This window comes from Shewanella sp. SG41-3 (assembly GCF_014164545.1).
Lineage (GTDB): Bacteria > Pseudomonadota > Gammaproteobacteria > Enterobacterales > Shewanellaceae > Shewanella > Shewanella vesiculosa.
In genome coordinates this window covers 12,898-31,729 of sequence record NZ_JACJFJ010000013.1, presented here as the reverse complement: position 1 = coordinate 31,729, position 18,832 = coordinate 12,898, and the positions used below count along the sequence as shown (strand labels likewise).

17 protein-coding genes are annotated in these 18,832 nt (G+C 41.6%); all 17 read left to right on the top strand.

Going from position 1 to position 18,832, the window contains the following annotated elements; genetic code table 11:
- The first annotated feature begins 383 nt into the window (after nucleotides 1-383).
- The 17 genes from mnmG to glmS all read left to right on the top strand — a co-directional run bounded on the left by mnmG (nucleotide 384) and on the right by glmS (nucleotide 18,576).
- Nucleotides 384-2,273, top strand: a complete 1,890-nt coding sequence (gene mnmG / locus H5164_RS18770) for a tRNA uridine-5-carboxymethylaminomethyl(34) synthesis enzyme MnmG (protein ID WP_124016581.1) — start codon at nucleotides 384-386, stop codon at nucleotides 2,271-2,273.
- 112 nt (nucleotides 2,274-2,385) lie between these two features.
- A complete protein-coding gene (gene rsmG, locus H5164_RS18765) occupies nucleotides 2,386-3,006 on the top strand; it encodes a 16S rRNA (guanine(527)-N(7))-methyltransferase RsmG (protein ID WP_182757314.1) in 621 nt (206 codons plus the stop codon).
- A 61-nt stretch (nucleotides 3,007-3,067) separates the two neighbouring features.
- Nucleotides 3,068-3,856: a ParA family protein gene (locus tag H5164_RS18760; RefSeq protein WP_124016583.1), complete on the top strand. Its 789-nt coding sequence runs from the start codon at nucleotides 3,068-3,070 to the stop codon at nucleotides 3,854-3,856.
- A gap of 9 nt (nucleotides 3,857-3,865) precedes the next feature.
- A complete protein-coding gene (locus tag H5164_RS18755; RefSeq protein ID WP_124016584.1) occupies nucleotides 3,866-4,747 on the top strand; it encodes a ParB/RepB/Spo0J family partition protein in 882 nt (293 codons plus the stop codon).
- Between the two features lie 225 nt (nucleotides 4,748-4,972).
- Complete coding sequence (locus H5164_RS18750) at nucleotides 4,973-5,356, top strand: ATP synthase subunit I (protein WP_182757328.1); 384 nt, start codon at nucleotides 4,973-4,975, stop codon at nucleotides 5,354-5,356.
- A gap of 12 nt (nucleotides 5,357-5,368) precedes the next feature.
- Nucleotides 5,369-6,163, top strand: a complete 795-nt coding sequence (gene atpB, locus H5164_RS18745; RefSeq protein WP_124016585.1) for a F0F1 ATP synthase subunit A — start codon at nucleotides 5,369-5,371, stop codon at nucleotides 6,161-6,163.
- A 65-nt stretch (nucleotides 6,164-6,228) separates the two neighbouring features.
- Nucleotides 6,229-6,480, top strand: coding sequence for a F0F1 ATP synthase subunit C (gene atpE / locus H5164_RS18740; protein ID WP_011639455.1), 252 nt, complete (start codon nucleotides 6,229-6,231; stop codon nucleotides 6,478-6,480).
- Nucleotides 6,481-6,517: 37 nt separating this feature from the next.
- Complete coding sequence (gene atpF, locus H5164_RS18735) at nucleotides 6,518-6,988, top strand: F0F1 ATP synthase subunit B (protein ID WP_124016586.1); 471 nt, start codon at nucleotides 6,518-6,520, stop codon at nucleotides 6,986-6,988.
- Between the two features lie 16 nt (nucleotides 6,989-7,004).
- A complete protein-coding gene (gene atpH / locus H5164_RS18730) occupies nucleotides 7,005-7,538 on the top strand; it encodes a F0F1 ATP synthase subunit delta (RefSeq protein ID WP_124016587.1) in 534 nt (177 codons plus the stop codon).
- A gap of 14 nt (nucleotides 7,539-7,552) precedes the next feature.
- Nucleotides 7,553-9,094, top strand: coding sequence for a F0F1 ATP synthase subunit alpha (gene atpA, locus H5164_RS18725; protein ID WP_124016588.1), 1,542 nt, complete (start codon nucleotides 7,553-7,555; stop codon nucleotides 9,092-9,094).
- A 53-nt stretch (nucleotides 9,095-9,147) separates the two neighbouring features.
- Nucleotides 9,148-10,008 carry a F0F1 ATP synthase subunit gamma gene (gene atpG / locus H5164_RS18720; protein WP_182698832.1) on the top strand — a complete coding sequence of 287 codons (861 nt, stop codon included), beginning with the start codon at nucleotides 9,148-9,150 and terminating at the stop codon, nucleotides 10,006-10,008.
- A 35-nt stretch (nucleotides 10,009-10,043) separates the two neighbouring features.
- Complete coding sequence (gene atpD / locus H5164_RS18715) at nucleotides 10,044-11,435, top strand: F0F1 ATP synthase subunit beta (protein ID WP_011639450.1); 1,392 nt, start codon at nucleotides 10,044-10,046, stop codon at nucleotides 11,433-11,435.
- 36 nt (nucleotides 11,436-11,471) lie between these two features.
- On the top strand, nucleotides 11,472-11,900 hold the full coding sequence (locus H5164_RS18710; protein ID WP_124016591.1) for a F0F1 ATP synthase subunit epsilon: 429 nt from the start codon (nucleotides 11,472-11,474) through the stop codon (nucleotides 11,898-11,900).
- A 151-nt stretch (nucleotides 11,901-12,051) separates the two neighbouring features.
- Nucleotides 12,052-13,416 (top strand): bifunctional UDP-N-acetylglucosamine diphosphorylase/glucosamine-1-phosphate N-acetyltransferase GlmU, encoded by a 1,365-nt coding sequence (gene glmU / locus H5164_RS18705; RefSeq protein ID WP_182757313.1) that lies wholly within the window; start codon nucleotides 12,052-12,054, stop codon nucleotides 13,414-13,416.
- Nucleotides 13,417-13,676: 260 nt separating this feature from the next.
- Nucleotides 13,677-15,770: a TonB-dependent siderophore receptor gene (locus H5164_RS18700; protein WP_182757312.1), complete on the top strand. Its 2,094-nt coding sequence runs from the start codon at nucleotides 13,677-13,679 to the stop codon at nucleotides 15,768-15,770.
- Between the two features lie 172 nt (nucleotides 15,771-15,942).
- Nucleotides 15,943-16,713, top strand: a complete 771-nt coding sequence (locus H5164_RS18695) for a DeoR/GlpR family DNA-binding transcription regulator (protein ID WP_182698835.1) — start codon at nucleotides 15,943-15,945, stop codon at nucleotides 16,711-16,713.
- Between the two features lie 33 nt (nucleotides 16,714-16,746).
- Nucleotides 16,747-18,576, top strand: coding sequence for a glutamine--fructose-6-phosphate transaminase (isomerizing) (glmS, locus tag H5164_RS18690; RefSeq protein ID WP_124016595.1), 1,830 nt, complete (start codon nucleotides 16,747-16,749; stop codon nucleotides 18,574-18,576).
- Nucleotides 18,577-18,832 lie beyond the last annotated feature (256 nt).

The following is an 18,832-nucleotide window of genomic DNA, read 5'->3' as shown; positions in this document are numbered from 1 at the left end:
TAACTTTGTGGATAAGCTATTATTTTTAGCGATCATAACTCTGTACTATTCACACTCCGATCCGCTCAATGATCACCCTTGTGGATAAGTAGCCGATCTATCCCCATGTTATCTTGAGTTTGATCGCGATCAGATCACAGGTTAGTTTTTACTTTACTATATGATTTTAATAAGGAATAAAAGTTATCAACAGAAAAGTCCGATCCTAATAATAAACATAATAAAAAGATCTATATAAAGATCTTAAGATCTATTAAGCAAACCGCATATTGATCAATCAATGAAAAATGATCGTTCACGTTAAGACAAGCAAGTGCTAAAATGATCCAATCGAAAAAAGATTAAATTCGAATTCAACTTTCTTAGCTATCAAAGGTCAGATAATGCATTTTCATGAACGGTTTGATGTAATTGTTGTAGGTGGTGGTCATGCCGGAACTGAAGCCGCACTTGCTGCTGCAAGAATGGGCTCAAAAACATTATTGTTAACCCACAACATCGACACACTTGGGCAAATGTCTTGCAACCCTGCTATCGGCGGAATAGGTAAAGGCCATTTAGTTAAAGAAATTGATGCTTTGGGCGGTGCTATGGCAACAGCTACTGACTTTGCAGGCATTCAATTTAGAACATTAAATTCAAGCAAAGGCCCAGCCGTTCGTGCAACACGAGCCCAAGCAGACAGAGCTTTATATCGCCAAAAGATCCAAAGTATTTTACAGAACCAAGTTAACTTACGTATTTTTCAACAAGCTGTAGACGATTTAGTTGTTGAAAATAATAAAGTTGTTGGTGTAGTGACTCAAATGGGACTAGCATTTGAAGCGCCAGCGATCGTATTAACGACAGGCACATTTTTAAGCGGCAAAATTCATATTGGAATGCAAAATTACAGTGGTGGTAGAGCGGGTGATCCTCCAGCCATTGCGTTAGCAAATCGATTACGTGAATTAAATATACGTGTTGGTCGCTTAAAAACCGGTACACCACCACGTATCGATGCCAATAGCATAGATTTTTCACAAATGACCGAACAAAAGGGTGATACACCATTACCAGTTATGTCATTTATTGGTGATGTCAGCCAACATCCAAGACAAATTTCATGTTTTATTACTCATACCAATGAGAAAACCCACGATATTATTCGTGGTGGATTAGATCGCAGCCCTATGTATTCTGGCGTGATTGAAGGGATCGGGCCCCGTTACTGTCCATCGATTGAAGATAAAATTCATCGTTTTGCAGATAAATCGTCACATCAGATCTTTATTGAGCCTGAAGGGTTAAGCACTAATGAGATCTATCCAAACGGTATCTCTACCAGTTTGCCATTTGACGTACAGTTAAATTTAGTTCGATCAATTAAAGGTATGGAAAACGCTGAAATTATGCGCCCAGGCTATGCGATTGAATATGACTATTTTGATCCTCGCGATCTTAAAAACTCATTAGAAACTAAGGCTATTGAAGGACTTTATTTCGCAGGTCAGATTAATGGCACCACAGGCTATGAAGAAGCAGGTGCTCAAGGCTTACTTGCAGGTATGAACGCATCATTACAAGTTCAAGGCAAAGAAGCGTGGTGCCCTCGTCGTGATCAAGCTTATCTTGGCGTACTAGTAGATGATTTATCTACTTTAGGCACTAAAGAACCGTATCGCATGTTCACCAGCCGCGCAGAATATCGTTTGTTACTTCGTGAAGATAATGCTGATTTACGCTTAACAGAAAAAGGCCGTGAACTTGGATTAGTTGATGATAATCGCTGGGCATCATTTGTTACCAAGAGAGAATCAATTGAATTAGAACTTCAGCGTTTACGCGGCCAATGGGTTCACCCTAACTCACCTTTGCTTGAAGTACTTAATCCACAATTAAATACGCCTATTTCACGTGAAGCATCATTTGAAGACCTACTTCGTCGTCCGGAAATGGATTATACCAAATTGATGTCTCTGGAAGGTTTTGGACCTGGACTAGAAGATCCTCAAGCAGCTGAGCAAGTACAAATTCAGGTAAAATATTCGGGTTATATTCAGCGTCAACAAGATGAAATTGATAAAGCTATTCGTCATGAAAGCTCACTATTACCACTTGATCTAGATTATCAAGAGGTCCCTGGTTTATCTAATGAAGTGATCGCAAAATTGAATAACCATAAACCCGATACTGTCGGACAAGCATCACGGATCTCAGGGATCACTCCAGCAGCAATCTCAATTTTGCTAGTTCATTTGAAAAAAAGAGGTTTATTGCGAAAAATAGCCTAAAACAGATCATTTTTTCAAATCAATAACACAAGGGAAGCCATAAGGCTTCCCTTAGTGCTTTTACGGCTTCATAATAACTGCCGTCTTTATAACGTAACTTACGAGGCTTTCTGTGTTATCTGCCCAACTTAAATCCTATTTAGCTGAAATGAGTATGTCGGCCACTGAATTACAACAAAAACAATTAATAGGTTTTGTTGAAATGCTTAATAAATGGAATAAGGCTTATAACCTCACCTCCGTTCGCGATCCTAAGCAAATGTTAATCCGCCATGTTATGGACAGTTTAACCGTTTCTCCTTATCTTGAAGGGCAGCGTTTTATCGATGTGGGAACCGGTCCTGGTTTACCAGGGATCCCATTAGCCATTATGAATCCAGATAAGCAGTTTGTATTACTCGATAGTTTAGGTAAACGGATCCGTTTTCAGAAGCAGGTTCAGTTCGAATTAAAAATTAATAACATCACTTCAATAGAAAGTCGTGTTGAAGCTTATAATCCTGATATTAAATTTGACGGAGTATTAAGCAGAGCATTTGCATCTATTCAAGATATGCTCAGTTGGTGTCACCATTTACCAACTGAAAAAGGCACTTTTTATGCACTAAAAGGCCAGTTAAATCAGCAAGAATTAGACGACATGCCAACAGGATTTTCGTTGGTAGAAACCATAATATTGCATGTACCGAAGTTAGATGAACAGCGACATTTATTAAAAATTGCTAAGCAATAAATCGCATTTCTTTCGCTAATAAAGCTAACCGGACATCAATAATTAAAGACAGGATGACATTGTGGGTAAAATCATTGCAGTAGCCAACCAAAAAGGTGGCGTTGGAAAAACAACAACTTGCGTTAATTTAGCCGCATCACTTGCCGCCACAAAGCGTAGAGTGTTGTTGATCGATTTGGATCCGCAAGGTAATGCGACTATGGGCAGTGGTATCGATAAGTATGAAGTCGATAACACAGCTTATGAATTATTAGTCGAAGAAAAACCCTTTGCTGAGATTGTGATTAAAAATACCGTTGGAAAATATGATTTGATCGCAAGTAATGGTGATGTTACTGCGGCAGAAATTAAATTGATGGAATTTTATGCTCGTGAAATCCGTTTACGTAATGCATTAGCGCCAATCAAAGATGATTACGATTATATTTTCATCGACTGCCCGCCATCACTCAATATGCTTACAGTGAATGCTATGTCTGCTGCAGATTCAGTACTTGTGCCAATGCAATGCGAATATTATGCCCTAGAAGGTTTAACGGCATTGATTGATACCATTACTAAGCTAGGCGCCATGGTCAACCCAACCCTGAGCATAGAAGGTATTTTACGCACTATGTATGATCCGCGTAATCGTTTATCTAATGATGTATCTGATCAACTCAAACAACATTTTGGCGAAAAAGTATATCGTACCGTCATACCGCGAAATGTTCGTTTAGCCGAAGCCCCAAGTTTTGGTGCACCTGCCATGTATTACGACAAATCGAGTGCTGGCGCTAAAGCTTATTTAGCCCTAGCGGGTGAAATTATCCGTCGTGCAGAACAGCAAACTCAACCAAAACAAGCGTAGGATATAAAAATGACTTTAAAAAAGCGCGGTTTAGGTAAAGGCTTGGATGCCTTATTAAGCCACAGTAATGCCGCTAGTCGTAAAAGTGATCAGGCTGAAGAACAGCAATCTACTCCGCTAAGTGACTTACTCCACCTCGATCTTGACTTATTACAACCCGGTAAATATCAACCTCGTAAAGATATGTCGCCAGAAGCATTAGAAGAACTGGCTGAGTCTATTCGTGCTCAAGGGGTGATACAGCCGATAGTGATCCGTAAAATTTCTGAAACTCATTATGAAATTATTGCCGGTGAACGCCGTTGGCGTGCTGCTCAATTAGCTAAATTAAATAAAGTCCCGTGTATTGTTAAGCAAGTGGCTGATGATGCCGCGGTCGCTATCGCGTTAATTGAAAATATTCAGCGTGAAGACTTAAATGCAATGGAAGAAGCGATTGCATTACAACGATTACTTGAAGAATTTGAATTAACTCATCAACAAGTTGCTGATGCTGTAGGTAAATCTCGTGTAAGTGTGTCTAATTTATTACGTTTAAATAGCCTTAATGAGCCTGTTAAACGTTTGTTAGAGAATGGTGATATCGACATGGGCCATGCGCGTGCTTTATTGGCATTAGAGGGTGATGAACAGACAAATTTAGCTCGATTAGTGGCTTCTAAAGAAATGACTGTTCGAGAAACTGAACGATTAGTGAATAAAGCCTTAAATCCGACTAAAGACGCCGAAACACCAGCTAAAGATCATGATGTTAGCCGCTTAGAACAAGAGTTAATTGAAAGACTCGGTGCCAAGGTTGCCATCAATCATGGCAGTAAAGGTAAAGGCAAAATTGTAATAAATTACCAGAATCTTGCTGAATTAGACGGAATTTTAAATAAAATTCGATGATTTGTGAATCAAACCAATTTCATTAGTAAGTTTGTGACAGAGCTCTAATTTTTGTTTTCGATAATTTAGCGCCGAATAGTGTGCAAAATCGTCGTTTTACTATCATCAAAGTTGCAAACAAAGCGCGAAAAGGTATACTTTGCAGGCTTTTTGAATCTTAAGGCTAGTTTAATATTTTAAATTTAACATTAGGACCGCGAAAAGCAATAATGCGGAGATATGAAGTTGGGTAATGTTTTAGCGCGTCGTGGCAGGTTAGCAGCCTATAAATTAGTGCTGGTACAAGCTATCGTCGCGAGTATTATTTCAACACTATTTTTCGTTATGTGGGGAGCACAGTATGGCCTATCTGCACTTGCAGGTGGTGTAATTGCTGTACTTCCTAATTTTGTATTCGCAACCCTAGCTTTCTCACATAGTGGAGCAAGCTCTGCAGCAAAAGTGATTAAAAGCTTTTACTGGGGGGAAGCGGTAAAGATGCTGTTGACCATTGGATTATTTTCGTTAGTGTTTATCAATATGAAAGTCGGTTTTATGCCGCTTTTTACCTGTTACTCATTAGCGTTAGTTGTACATTGGGTAGCACCTTTATATTTCAAGCAAAGTTAAGTGGGATGAATCATGGCTGCAACTGGTGAAGCGTTAACACCGCAGGGCTATATCCAACATCACCTTACCAATTTAAGTGTTGGTGAAGGGTTTTGGACTTGGCACATTGATTCGTTGCTCTTTTCGGTTGGGCTTGGGATGTTGTTCTTATGGCTGTTTTACCGTGCCGGCAAAAATGCGACAACAGGCGTTCCTGGCAAATTTCAATGTTTTGTTGAGATGATTGTTGAGTTCGTAGATAGCAGCGTGAAAGAAACTTTTCACGGCCGCAATCCTGTTATTGCACCTTTAGCTCTGACAATTTTCGTCTGGATTTTCATGATGAACTTCATGGATATGATCCCAGTCGATTGGTTACCTGCATTAGCTTCGTTAGCTGGTGTGCCATACCTAAAAGTTGTTCCGACTACTGACGTTAACATTACCTTCAGCTTAGCTCTTGGTGTGTTTGTGCTGATTATTTATTACAGCATTAAAGTCAAAGGTGTTTCAGGTTTTGTTAAAGAACTAACATTTCAGCCTTTTAACCATTGGGCAATGATACCCGTCAACTTATTATTAGAAACAGTGACTCTAGTTGCGAAGCCGATTTCATTGGCTCTACGACTATTTGGTAACTTGTACGCTGGTGAGTTGATATTTATCCTTATTGCATTGATGTACGGTTCTAACGTGGCGTTATCTGCTCTAGGTGTAGGATTACAACTAGGTTGGTTAATTTTCCATATTTTAGTTATTACTTTACAAGCATTTATTTTCATGATGTTGACTATTGTTTATTTAAGCATGGCACATGAAGATCATTAAGGGTAACCGAAAAATTTTTTGACCTAAATCATTAATAACAACGATTTAGAATATTGGAGATAGATATGGAAACTGTATTAGGAATGACGGCTATTGCTGTTGCTCTACTTATTGGTATGGGTGCATTAGGAACAGCTATCGGTTTCGGCCTTTTAGGTGGAAAGTTTTTAGAAGGTGCAGCTCGTCAGCCAGAAATGGCGCCTATGTTACAAGTTAAAATGTTCATCGTAGCGGGTCTTCTAGATGCCGTAACTATGATTGGTGTAGGTATTGCGCTATTTATGCTATTTACTAACCCATTGGGTGCAATGCTTTAACTAACGCTTCTGTCTTTAATCTAACTAGGAGGCTGTTGTGAATTTCAACGCTACCCTATTCGGTCAGACGGTTGCCTTTATTCTCTTCGTGTGGTTTTGCATGAAGTTTGTATGGCCTCCGTTGATGAATGCCATCGAAGAACGCCAGAAGAAAATTGCTGATGGTCTGGCGGATGCCGGCCGTGCAGCAAAAGATCTAGAGTTAGCACAAATTAAAGCTACTGAGCAACTAAAAGAAGCAAAAGTAACTGCCAACGAAATTATTGAGCAAGCTAATAAGCGTAAGGCTCAAATCGTTGATGAAGCTAAAGTTGAAGCACAAACTGAGCGAGCTAAAATTATCGCCCAGGGTCAAGCAGAAATTGAAAACGAACGTAATCGCGTGAAAGACGACCTGCGTAAGCAAGTTGCTTCTCTAGCCATCATTGGTGCAGAGAAAATTCTTGAACGTACGATTGATCCAGAAGCCCACAGTGACATTGTTAATAAACTTGTTGCTGAAATTTGATTAAGGGAGTTGAGTTATGGCTGAATTAAGCACCATCGCTCGCCCTTACGCAAAGGCAGCTTTTGATTTTGCTGTTGAGCATAAAGCAGTAGATAGTTGGACAGAAATGTTAACTTTCGCTTCATTGGTGAGTGAAAACGAATCAATCAAGCCACTGCTAAATGGTACTCTCGCGAGTACAGAACTAGCTTCACTGTTTATTAAAGTATGCGGTGAGCAAGTCAATGAGCAAGGTCAAAACCTGATAAAGGTAATGGCTGAAAACGGTCGTTTAGGGATACTGTCAACAGTATCGCTACTTTTTGCTGAATACCGTAATGAGTGGGCAAAAGAAGTTGAGGCCGATGTGGTTTCTGCTACTGAGCTAAGCTCTGAGCAACAGCAGCAAATTAGTGTTTCTTTAGAGAAACGTCTCGCACGCAAAGTTAAGCTGAATTGCAGCATCGACGCATCGCTTATTGGCGGTGTAATTATTAAATCAGGCGACCTAGTCATTGATGGCTCGGTAAGCGGTAAGTTATCGCGTTTGTCTGAAAAGCTGCAGTCGTAATTGGGAGTTTGAGCATGCAACTGAATTCCACTGAAATCAGCGATCTGATTAAGCAGCGGATCGAGCAGTTCGACGTCGTTAGTGAAGCTCGCAACGAAGGTACTATCGTTGCAGTAAGTGACGGCATCATTCGCATTAACGGCCTAGCCGATGTAATGCAAGGTGAAATGATCGAACTGCCTGGTGGCTGTTTTGCAATCGCGTTGAACTTAGAACGTGATTCTGTCGGCGCCGTAGTGATGGGACCTTATGCTAATTTAGCAGAAGGTGATAAAGTTAGAACCACTGGTCGTATTCTTGAAGTACCGGTGGGTCGTGGTCTACTTGGCCGCGTTGTTAACACTCTAGGTGAGCCTATTGATGGAAAAGGACCTATCGACAACGATGGTTTCTCTCCTGTTGAAGTAATTGCCCCTGGTGTTATTGAACGTAAGTCAGTATCACAACCAATCCAAACTGGTTATAAAGCCGTTGATGCCATGATCCCTATTGGTCGTGGTCAACGTGAATTGATTATTGGTGACCGTCAGACTGGTAAAACAGCGATGGCTATTGATGCAATTATCAACCAGAAAGAATCAGGCATTAAGTGTGTCTATGTTGCTATTGGTCAGAAAGCTTCTACCATCGCAAACGTAGTACGCAAGCTTGAAGAACATGGTGCATTAGCTAACACTATCGTTGTTGTTGCATCAGCTTCTGAAGCTGCAGCACTGCAATATTTAGCGCCATATTCTGGTTGTTCTATGGGTGAATACTTCCGTGACCGCGGTGAAGATTCTTTAATCGTATATGATGATTTGTCTAAGCAAGCAGTTGCTTATCGTCAAATTTCTCTACTATTGAAGCGTCCACCAGGACGTGAAGCATACCCAGGTGACGTATTCTATCTACACTCTCGTTTATTAGAGCGTGCTTCACGCGTAAACGTAAATTATGTAGAAAAGTTCACTAACGGTGCAGTAACAGGTCAAACCGGTTCGTTAACCGCGTTACCTATTATTGAAACCCAAGCTGGTGATGTGTCAGCGTTCGTACCGACCAACGTAATTTCTATTACCGATGGTCAGATCTTCCTTGAGACTGACTTGTTTAACTCGGGACTTCGTCCTGCAGTTAACCCAGGTATTTCTGTTTCTCGTGTTGGTGGTGCCGCGCAGACTAAGATCATCAAGAAACTGTCAGGCGGTATTCGTACAGCACTTGCACAGTATCGAGAGCTTGCTGCGTTCTCACAGTTTGCATCTGATTTAGATGATGCAACACGTGCTCAACTTGAGCATGGTGAGCGAGTAACCGAACTAATGAAGCAAAAGCAATATGCTCCTATGAGCGTTGCTGCCCAGTCTGTGTCTATTTTCGCAGCTGAAAAAGGCTACCTTAAAGGTGTTGCTTTAAATGAAATCGGTCGCTTCGAAGCCTCTCTGCTTTCATACATGAACAGTCAACATGCTGACCTAATGAACACCATCAATGCTACTGGCGATTATAACGCTGATATCGAAGGTGAGTTAAAGGCAGGCATGGACAAGTTCATTGAAACCCAAACCTGGTAATAATGAACACGGGGTGTCATTAGGCACCTCAGGTCCCAGATTGGAGAGTAGAGATGGCCAGCGCTAAAGAGATTAAAACCAAGATCGCGAGTGTTAAAAATACTCAGAAGATCACTTCCGCTATGGAAATGGTTGCCGCCAGCAAAATGCGCAGAGCGCAAGAACGCATGGCAGCGAGCCGTCCATATGCAGAAAATATGCGTAAGGTGATCGGTCACGTAGCGCAAGGTACTCTCGAGTATAAACACCCCTATTTAGAGGTGAGAGATGCCAAGCGGGTTGGTTACATTGTTGTAGCAACCGACCGTGGCCTTTGTGGTGGTTTGAACGCTAACCTATTTAAAAAGGTTGTGTCAGACGTTAAAAAGTGGAAAGAACAAGGTGCAAATGTTGAGTTTTGCCCAATTGGTGCCCGTTCTGTTCAGTTTTTTAAAAGCTTTGGTGGTGAAATATCCGCCCATGCATCAGGTTTAGGCGACTCGCCAAAACTTGCTGATTTGATTGGCACAGTTCGTGTCATGTTAAAAGCTTACAACGAAGGTAAACTGGATCGTCTGTTCATAGTATTTAACAAATTTGTGAATACCATGTCCCAGACTCCGGTGATCGAACAGCTGCTACCTTTACCTAAGTCAGATGAAGAAGTAGCTAGTTATCCTTGGGATTATATTTACGAGCCTGATCCAAAAGAAGTATTGGATTTATTGTTAACTCGTTATGTAGAGTCTCAAGTATATCAAGGTGTTGTTGAAAATATTGCCTCTGAACAGGCTGCCCGTATGGTAGCCATGAAGGCGGCAACAGATAACGCCGGCGAAATGATCGATGATTTGCAACTCGTCTATAACAAGGCCCGTCAGGCTGCGATTACGCAAGAACTGTCGGAAATTGTTGCAGGCGCTGCAGCGGTTTAGGTTTAGGTAACGAAATCAAGTTTAGAGGATTAATCATGAGCACAGGTACTGTTGTCCAAGTAATTGGCGCGGTTGTGGACGTAGAGTTTCCACAAGATTCTGTACCTCGAGTATATGACGCTCTGAAGATCACTGGTGAAGGCGCCTGTAATGGTTTGGTGCTGGAAGTTCAGCAGCAGCTAGGTGGTGGTGTTGTTCGTACCATCGCTATGGGTTCTTCTGATGGTCTGCGTCGTGGTCTAGAGGTAGCAAACTCAGGTTCACCAATTACTGTTCCGGTAGGGGTTGCAACCCTTGGCCGTATTATGAACGTATTGGGCGAGCCTATCGATGAAGCGGGTCCTATCGGTGAAGAAGAGCGTTATGTTATTCACCGTGCAGCTCCTTCATACGAAGATCAGTCAAATTCAACTGAGCTTTTAGAGACAGGTATCAAGGTTATCGATCTTGTTTGTCCTTTCGCTAAAGGTGGTAAAGTCGGTCTGTTCGGTGGTGCTGGTGTTGGTAAAACAGTTAACATGATGGAACTGATTAACAACATCGCTAAAGCTCACTCTGGTCTTTCTGTTTTCGCTGGTGTTGGTGAGCGTACCCGTGAGGGTAACGACTTCTACTACGAGATGGAAGATTCAGGCGTATTAGACAAAGTAGCCATGGTTTATGGTCAGATGAACGAGCCTCCAGGAAACCGTTTACGCGTAGCGTTAACTGGCCTGAGTATCGCTGAAAAGTTCCGTGACGAAGGTCGTGACGTATTGTTGTTCGTGGACAACATTTATCGTTACACCTTAGCCGGTACTGAAGTATCTGCACTATTAGGTCGTATGCCTTCTGCGGTAGGTTATCAGCCAACACTTGCTGAAGAGATGGGTGTTCTTCAAGAACGTATCACTTCAACTAAGTCAGGTTCGATTACTTCTGTACAAGCAGTATATGTACCTGCGGATGACTTAACTGATCCGTCACCAGCCACAACCTTCGCTCACTTAGATGCGACTGTTGTATTGTCTCGTCAAATTGCTTCTTTGGGTATTTACCCTGCGGTTGACCCATTGGATTCGACTTCACGTCAGTTAGATCCACAGGTTGTTGGCCAAGAGCATTATGATGTTGCAAACGGTGTACAAACTGTATTACAGCGTTATAAAGAGCTGAAAGACATTATTGCTATCTTGGGTATGGATGAATTGTCAGATGATGACAAAACCATGGTATTCCGAGCGCGTAAGATTGAGCGTTTCTTATCTCAACCTTTCTTCGTAGCAGAAGTCTTTACTGGTTCTCCTGGTAAGTACGTTTCTCTTAAAGACACTATTCGTGGCTTTAAGGGTATCTTGGATGGTGAGTTCGATCATATCCCTGAGCAAGCGTTCTACATGGTTGGTTCAATCGATGAAGCTGTCGAGAAAGCTAACAAAAAGAAATAACTAGGCCGTAAAGCTTAGTTCTTTAAGGAGAACTTGATGGCAGCCAAAACAGTCCAACTTGATATTGTTAGTGCAGAAAACAGCATCTACCACGGCCAAGTTAGCTTCTTTGAAGTTACTGGTGCTGAAGGTGAGTTAGGTATTATGCCTAACCATGTTGCGTTACTGACAAAAATCAAGCCTGGTATGGCGCGCTTTATCAAGCAAGATGGTAGTGAAGAAGTGTTGTATCTATCAGGTGGTTTACTTGAAGTACAACCTACTGCAATTTCAGTACTTGCTGATGTAGCATTACGTGCCGATGATATTGATGAAAAAGCTGCTTTAGAAGCCAAAGAACGTGCTGAGCAAGCAATTGCCAACGCCGGAGTTGACTTCAATTATGAAGCCGCAGCAATCGAGTTAGCCAAATCTTTGGCTCAATTACGTGTTGTTGAATGCATCAAGAAAAATATCACCAGATAATCTGATTATTTGACGCTTAAAAGGCGACTCTTTATGAGTCGCCTTTTTTATTGCCTATTATCGGCTAATTAACCCCCTGCCTGTTTTCCCTTTTGACCATATTCCGTTAAAATGAGCGCAAATCTATATCGGTTCATTAAAGGAATGCTCAATGTCGTTAAATGTTGTGATCTTAGCTGCAGGAAAAGGAACTCGGATGCGCTCAGATCTCCCAAAGGTTCTGCATCCTATTGCTCATAAAAGTATGGTGCAACATGTGATAGACACTGCCAATGCCTTAGGTTCAGACGCTATTCAGTTAGTGTATGGTTATGGCGCAGATAAATTACAAACAGCACTTGGCGAGCAAGCATTAAACTGGGTATTACAGGCTGAACAACTGGGTACCGGCCATGCGGTTGCCCAAGCAAACCCGAATATTAACGATAACGATACAGTATTAATCCTTTACGGTGATGTACCGCTTATTCAGCAATCAACCCTAGAAGCATTATTAGCTGCACGCCCTGTGAATGGCTTGGCTATTTTGACTGTTAATTTACCTAACCCAAGCGGTTACGGTCGCATAGTGCGCGAACAAGGCTGCGTCGTCGGAATTGTTGAGCAAAAAGATGCTAACGCTGAACAGCTAGCCATTACCGAAGTGAACACAGGTATCATGGTTGTGCCGGGTAAGCAGTTAAAAGCCTGGTTAAATCGTTTATCGAATAATAATGCTCAAGGTGAATACTACCTTACCGACATCATTGCCATGGCAAAGGCTGATGGCGTTGAAATTAGCACATCACAGCCACAATCGGCTATCGAAGTTGAAGGCGCTAACAACCGCGTACAACTTGCCCAATTAGAAAGAGCTTATCAAGCTCGTGCTGCTGAAAAACTGATGCTCGACGGTGCTAATCTCCGCGATCCTGCGCGTATTGATATTCGCGGCGATGTGACTGTTGGTATGGATGTGATGATTGATGTTAACGTTATTTTTCAAGGTAAAGTAACCCTAGGCAACAATGTGACAATCGGCGCAGGTGCCATTTTGATTGATTGCGACATTGCCGATAATGCAGAAATTAAACCTTATACTATTGTAGAAGGAGCTAAGCTTGGACAAGCCGCAAGTGCAGGACCTTTTGCCCGTTTACGCCCAGGGGCAGAGCTTAAAGAAGATGCTCATATAGGTAACTTTGTCGAAATTAAAAAGAGTGTATTAGGTAAAGGTTCTAAAGCTGGCCACTTAGCCTATTTAGGTGATGCACACATTGGCGCTGGCGTGAATATCGGTGCCGGTACAATTACCTGTAACTATGACGGTGCCAATAAGTTTATTACTACCATTGAAGATGGCGTATTCGTCGGCAGTGATACTCAGTTAGTAGCACCTGTTACCATAGGCAAAAATGCCACTCTAGGGGCTGGATCAACTATAACCAAAGATGTTGCTGAAAATGAACTGGTGATTACTCGCGTTAAACAGCGCCATATTACTGGTTGGCAGCGTCCGATAAAAATTAAAAAATAACGGTTAACTCAAATATAATCAAGCGGCCATGAGCCGCTTTTTTATTATTTATAGATTTTTTATATGAAAATTATACTGAAAAAAGGTTTGTTATAAGTTTGATTTATGTTAATTAAATGTTCTTAATTGACTGGTTTTAAATGAATTTATAGCTATGTCACAAGTAAGTGTAAATTTTTCACAAATAAGTTTAAATAAAAACAATTCTCATTTATATTCCCCTCAATTGTTAGACTGAAAGTCTTATTGAGGAGTTGGTCATGGTATTTAAATATTCAGTTATAGGTTTGGCTGTTGGTTCAGCATTAATGGCGATGCCAGTTGTGGCAGAAGTGTCGAGTGACGCTAACATAGAGCGCATTAATGTGACCGGTCGTACCTTTAACGATTATAAAGTTGCTACAGCATCTGGCGCCATGCGCGGTGATATCGACTTAATGGATACCCCACAGTCAGTTAATGTTATCCCTGATTTTGTTACCGATGAACAATTAGCTACTAACCTTGCAGAAGTATTAGTTAACGATTCCAGCGTGACGGCAGGAACGACACGCTGGAACCGCCAAGTCTTTAGTATCCGTGGTTTTGAGTTAGATTCGGGTAATGGTTATCTGATTAATGGCCACCAGCAATGGTCTCACTATGTACAACCTATTGAAACGCTACAGCAAGTTGAAGTGCTGAAAGGTCCTTCTAGTATGTTGTATGGCCAATCTGGTCCTGGTGGTTTGGTCAATATGGTCACTAAAAAGCCGACTTATGATTCTATGCTTGATGTGGGTATAGATACAGATGGTTACGGTTCTACCCGTGCGCAGATCGATGCGGGAGGAAGTTTAAATGATGCCCAAAGTATTCGTTATCGTGGAGTGTTAGTTAAGCAAGACACAACATATTGGCGTGAATATTCAACCACCGAAGAAAATCAAGAACGCGATCGTTGGTTAGGTTATCTTAATATGGAATTTGATTTAACTGATGATGTATTACTGTCAGTGAAATACGATCACACTCAAGATAAAGCCGGTATTGATGCCGGTGGTTGGTTAGATAAACAAGGTAATGTCATTGGCGAACGTAAAACCGTTTGGGATGCGCCTTGGGCCTTTACCGATAATACCGTGTCAAACTTAGGTGCCGATCTGACTTGGCATATGAGTGACAACTGGAAAGTCAAAGCGGGCTATAACGATCAACAATTCAATCGCCAACGTTTCGACTCAGCGCCACAATACACCACAGATCCCCTTAGCAATGGTTATAGCATTAAACCATTCGATCGTTACGATGACTGGCAACATAAAACGGCTTATGTAGATTTTACAGGCGAGTTTGATTTTGCCGGAGTTCAACATCAGTTATTAATTGGCGCAAATTATCTAGATTATTTTTATCAGCAACAGATCCAACGTGGTAAAGCCCAAATCGTGACTCCTGGGCAGCCTGTTATCAAGCCTGATCTTGATTACCATTCAAGTGTTAAAGGTGATCCTAGCGAATACAAATATTATGGCTTCTATTTGCAAGATTTAATGACGCTTAATGAACAATGGAAGCTGCTTACTGGTGTTCGTTACGATGAGCAAAAGAAAGACGGTTTAGGCCAGAACAGTTATGCGCTATCGCCTAAGTTTGGGGTGATTTACTCGCCCATGGAAAATGGCAGTATTTACCTAAACTATTCAAAAAGTTTTACCCCGCAAGGTGCTGTTAATAATCCATTTGATGTTAACGATGAACTGGATTTAAAACCTGAATATGGTATTCAGTATGAAGTTGGTACTAAGTGGGAACTGTTCAACGATAGCTTATTACTGACCGCGGCTGTATTTGATATCACCCTTGAGAATATTACAATATCTGAAGTACTCCCGACTCCAATAGGTCCCTACACTGATATTACGACTCAAGGTGGTGAGCAGAAGCATCGTGGATTTGAAGTGGGCGCTCAAGGCCAGATAAGTGACAATTGGTTTATGACATCTTCCATGATGTACCTTGATGCTGAATATCACACTGGCGATGAACGTGAAGGTAAAACGCCTGTTGATGCGCCAGAATGGTCTGCCAATATCTGGACTCGCTACCAAATGAACGAAGATTTTGCGCTGAATTTTGGTGCTATCTATGTTGGCGAGCGTTTTGCCAATACCGATAACAGTATTCGCAAAGACGGCTATGTTCGTTTTGACATTGGTGCCGCTTACACTATGGATGTTATGGGTAAAGACGTAAGCGTACGTGCAAATGTCAGAAACTTATTTGATACCGATTATATTGAAGGTGGTCAATATAATATGGTGACTATTGGTCAAGAGCGTAACTTCAGTGTTGCCGCAGAGGTTAAGTTCTAATATGGCTGGTTAACGCTGACTTATCTTAATTAATTCATAAAAAGCCTCTGCATATTTCAGAGGCTTTTTTGTACATTTATTTCAACTTTTGAGTTATAAGATCTAGATAAAGTTTCATTTGATGCTAAAATACCTTTCGTTTCGAAACTTATGCGGAAAGTAGTTAATTTAAATGACTAAACGTAACACCCAACAACGTCGCCATTCGATCATTAAATTGGTTAATGAGCAAGGCGAAGTCAGTGTCGACGAACTGGCTAATTTATTTGCCACTTCCGAAGTTACGATCCGTAAAGATTTGGCTATGCTTGAAACCCATGGATTATTGTTACGACGTTATGGTGGCGCCGTGCCTTTACCACAAGAAATGACCCAAATAGCCAACGAAAACCTGTCTGTAAATAAACAAGCTATTGCTGCTAAAGCCGCTGAGCTGATCCGCGACCATAATCGGATCATCATTGACAGTGGCAGTACCACATCAGGCATCATTCAACAGCTTAATGGTAAGCATGGTTTAGTGGTAATGACTAATTCATTACAATTGGCCAATGCCATTCATGAACTTGAAAATGAGCCGACATTATTGATGACCGGTGGCACCTGGGATCCCCATTCCGAGTCTTTTCAAGGTCAAGTGGCTGAGCAGGTTTTACGTTCATATAACTTCGACCAACTGTTTATCGGTGCCGACGGTATCGACCTTAACCGCGGCACAACCACGTTTAACGAGCTAACTGGCTTGAGTAAAGTGATGGCAGAAATGTCGCGTGAAGTGGTGGTACTACTGGAATCTAGCAAAATTGGTCGACGAATCCCTAATCTTGAGCTGCCCTGGGAAGTGGTTAATGTCTTAGTTACCGACGACAACATTACCCAAGAAGCCGTTAACACTATTTCAGCCCATGGCGTCAGAGTCATTCTCGCGCCATACGCTAAGTAAACAAATTAAATTAAAACAGTAAAGGAAACTAACATGTGTGGAATCGTAGGCGCTGTTGCGCAAAGGGATGTTGCAGAAATTTTAGTCGAAGGCTTACGCCGTCTTGAATATCGTGGTTATGACTCAGCAGGTATTGCTGTCATTCATCAAGGTGAGCTAAGCCGTACTCGCCGTGTAGGTAAAGTACAAGAGTTGTCATCTGCACTTGAGATCACCCCTCTAAGTGGTGGCACCGGTATTGCTCACACTCGTTGGGCAACACACGGTGAACCAACAGAGCGTAATGCACACCCACATTTATCTGAAGGTGATATTGCCGTTGTTCATAACGGTATTATTGAAAACCACAGTAAATTGCGCGAGAGATTAAAAGGTTTAGGTTATGTGTTCTCATCAGACACAGACACCGAAGTGATTTGTCATCTTGTTCATCATGAATTAAAAACAGCCGCGAGCTTATTAGTTGCAGTTCAAGCAACGGTTAAGCAACTTGAAGGTGCCTATGGCACAGTTGTAATCGACCGTCGTGATAGCGAACGCATGGTTGTTGCCCGCAGTGGTAGCCCATTGGTTATAGGTTATGGTCTGGGTGAAAACTTTGTTGCCTCAGACCAACTTGCATTGTTACCGGTAACGCGTTCATTTGCATTTTTAGAAGAAGGTGATGTAGCAGAAATTACCCGTCGTCAAGTTAACATTTTTGATGTTAATGGCAACGCTGTTCAGCGCGAAATGAAAGAGTCTGAAGTGACTCATGATGCCGGTGACAAAGGTGAATACCGTCACTACATGTTGAAAGAGATTTACGAACAACCAACTGCGATTGCGCATACTTTAGAAGGTCGTATTGCGGGTGGTAAAGTATTAGATTCAGCTTTTGGTGAAAATGCCGCTGAATTTTTAAAAGATATTAAACACGTGCAAATTATTGCCTGTGGTACCAGTTATCATGCTGGTATGGCCGCGCGTTACTGGTTAGAAGACTGGGCTGGCGTATCATGTAACGTCGAAATTGCATCTGAGTTCCGTTACCGTAAGTCGCACCTGTTCCCAAATAGCTTATTAGTGACGATTTCACAATCTGGTGAAACAGCAGATACTTTAGCGGCAATGCGCCTAGCAAAAGAAATGGGCTACAAAGCCACTTTAACCATCTGTAACTCTGCAGGTTCATCGTTAGTTCGTGAATCGGATATGGCTTACATGATGAAAGCAGGCGTAGAAATTGGTGTCGCATCAACCAAAGCCTTTACTGTGCAACTTGCTGGCTTGTTAATGTTAACCACCGCTATTGGCCGTCATAATGGCATGTCTAGTGAAATGGAAGCGGCTATTACTCAAAGCTTGTTATCAATGCCAGCTAAAGTTGAGCAGGCGCTTGGCTTAAATGATGCTATTGCTGAATTAGCAGAAGACTTTGCTGACAAACAGCATGCATTATTCCTAGGCCGTGGTGATCAATACCCAATCGCGATGGAAGGTGCATTAAAACTCAAAGAGATTTCGTATATTCACGCCGAAGCCTATGCCTCTGGCGAACTAAAGCACGGCCCATTAGCCTTGATTGATGCTGATATGCCAGTGATTGTGGTTGCGCCAAACAATGAGTTACTCGAAAAGCTCAAATCAAACGTTGAAGAAGTGCGCGCCCGTGGTGGATTGATGTATGTGTTTGCCGATGTCGATGCAGAATTTGAGTCAGACGACACAATGAAAGTTATCCAGGTTCCCCATTGTGATGCGTTCATGGCACCATTGATCTACACCATTCCATTGCAGTTACTGTCATATCATGTGGCATTAATTAAAGGTACTGATGTAGACCAACCTCGCAATCTAGCAAAATCAGTTACGGTTGAGTAAGGCTTTGATTTAATTTTTAAATTTAATTTAACGGCTTCTTAGGAAGCCGTTTTTATTGGCTATAACAATGTAATAAAATAATTGATCATTTTAATTGTGAATCTGTCTATCTCTATGTTAATTATCGGCAAAGGGTAAAGTCACTAACATTGCCAATAGTGCTATTTAACGAAGATGAGGTTTATATCAATAGGAGATAATAAATTTACCGGCTAATGTGTAAAGTGAACATCATCGCTTCTGACATCAAGGTGCT

Bases quoted from the DNA above. Each gene is read 5' to 3' on its own strand.
- mnmG (WP_124016581.1), top strand. From the start codon at position 384: ATGCATTTTCATGAACGGTTTGATGTAATTGTTGTAGGTGGTGGTCAT.
- H5164_RS18755 (WP_124016584.1), top strand. From the start codon at position 3,866: ATGACTTTAAAAAAGCGCGGTTTAGGTAAAGGCTTGGATGCCTTATTA.
- atpB (WP_124016585.1), top strand. From the start codon at position 5,369: ATGGCTGCAACTGGTGAAGCGTTAACACCGCAGGGCTATATCCAACAT.
- atpE (WP_011639455.1), top strand. From the start codon at position 6,229: ATGGAAACTGTATTAGGAATGACGGCTATTGCTGTTGCTCTACTTATT.
- atpH (WP_124016587.1), top strand. From the start codon at position 7,005: ATGGCTGAATTAAGCACCATCGCTCGCCCTTACGCAAAGGCAGCTTTT.
- atpA (WP_124016588.1), top strand. From the start codon at position 7,553: ATGCAACTGAATTCCACTGAAATCAGCGATCTGATTAAGCAGCGGATC.
- atpG (WP_182698832.1), top strand. From the start codon at position 9,148: ATGGCCAGCGCTAAAGAGATTAAAACCAAGATCGCGAGTGTTAAAAAT.
- atpD (WP_011639450.1), top strand. From the start codon at position 10,044: ATGAGCACAGGTACTGTTGTCCAAGTAATTGGCGCGGTTGTGGACGTA.
- H5164_RS18710 (WP_124016591.1), top strand. From the start codon at position 11,472: ATGGCAGCCAAAACAGTCCAACTTGATATTGTTAGTGCAGAAAACAGC.
- glmU (WP_182757313.1), top strand. From the start codon at position 12,052: ATGTCGTTAAATGTTGTGATCTTAGCTGCAGGAAAAGGAACTCGGATG.
- H5164_RS18700 (WP_182757312.1), top strand. From the start codon at position 13,677: ATGGTATTTAAATATTCAGTTATAGGTTTGGCTGTTGGTTCAGCATTA.
- H5164_RS18695 (WP_182698835.1), top strand. From the start codon at position 15,943: ATGACTAAACGTAACACCCAACAACGTCGCCATTCGATCATTAAATTG.
- glmS (WP_124016595.1), top strand. From the start codon at position 16,747: ATGTGTGGAATCGTAGGCGCTGTTGCGCAAAGGGATGTTGCAGAAATT.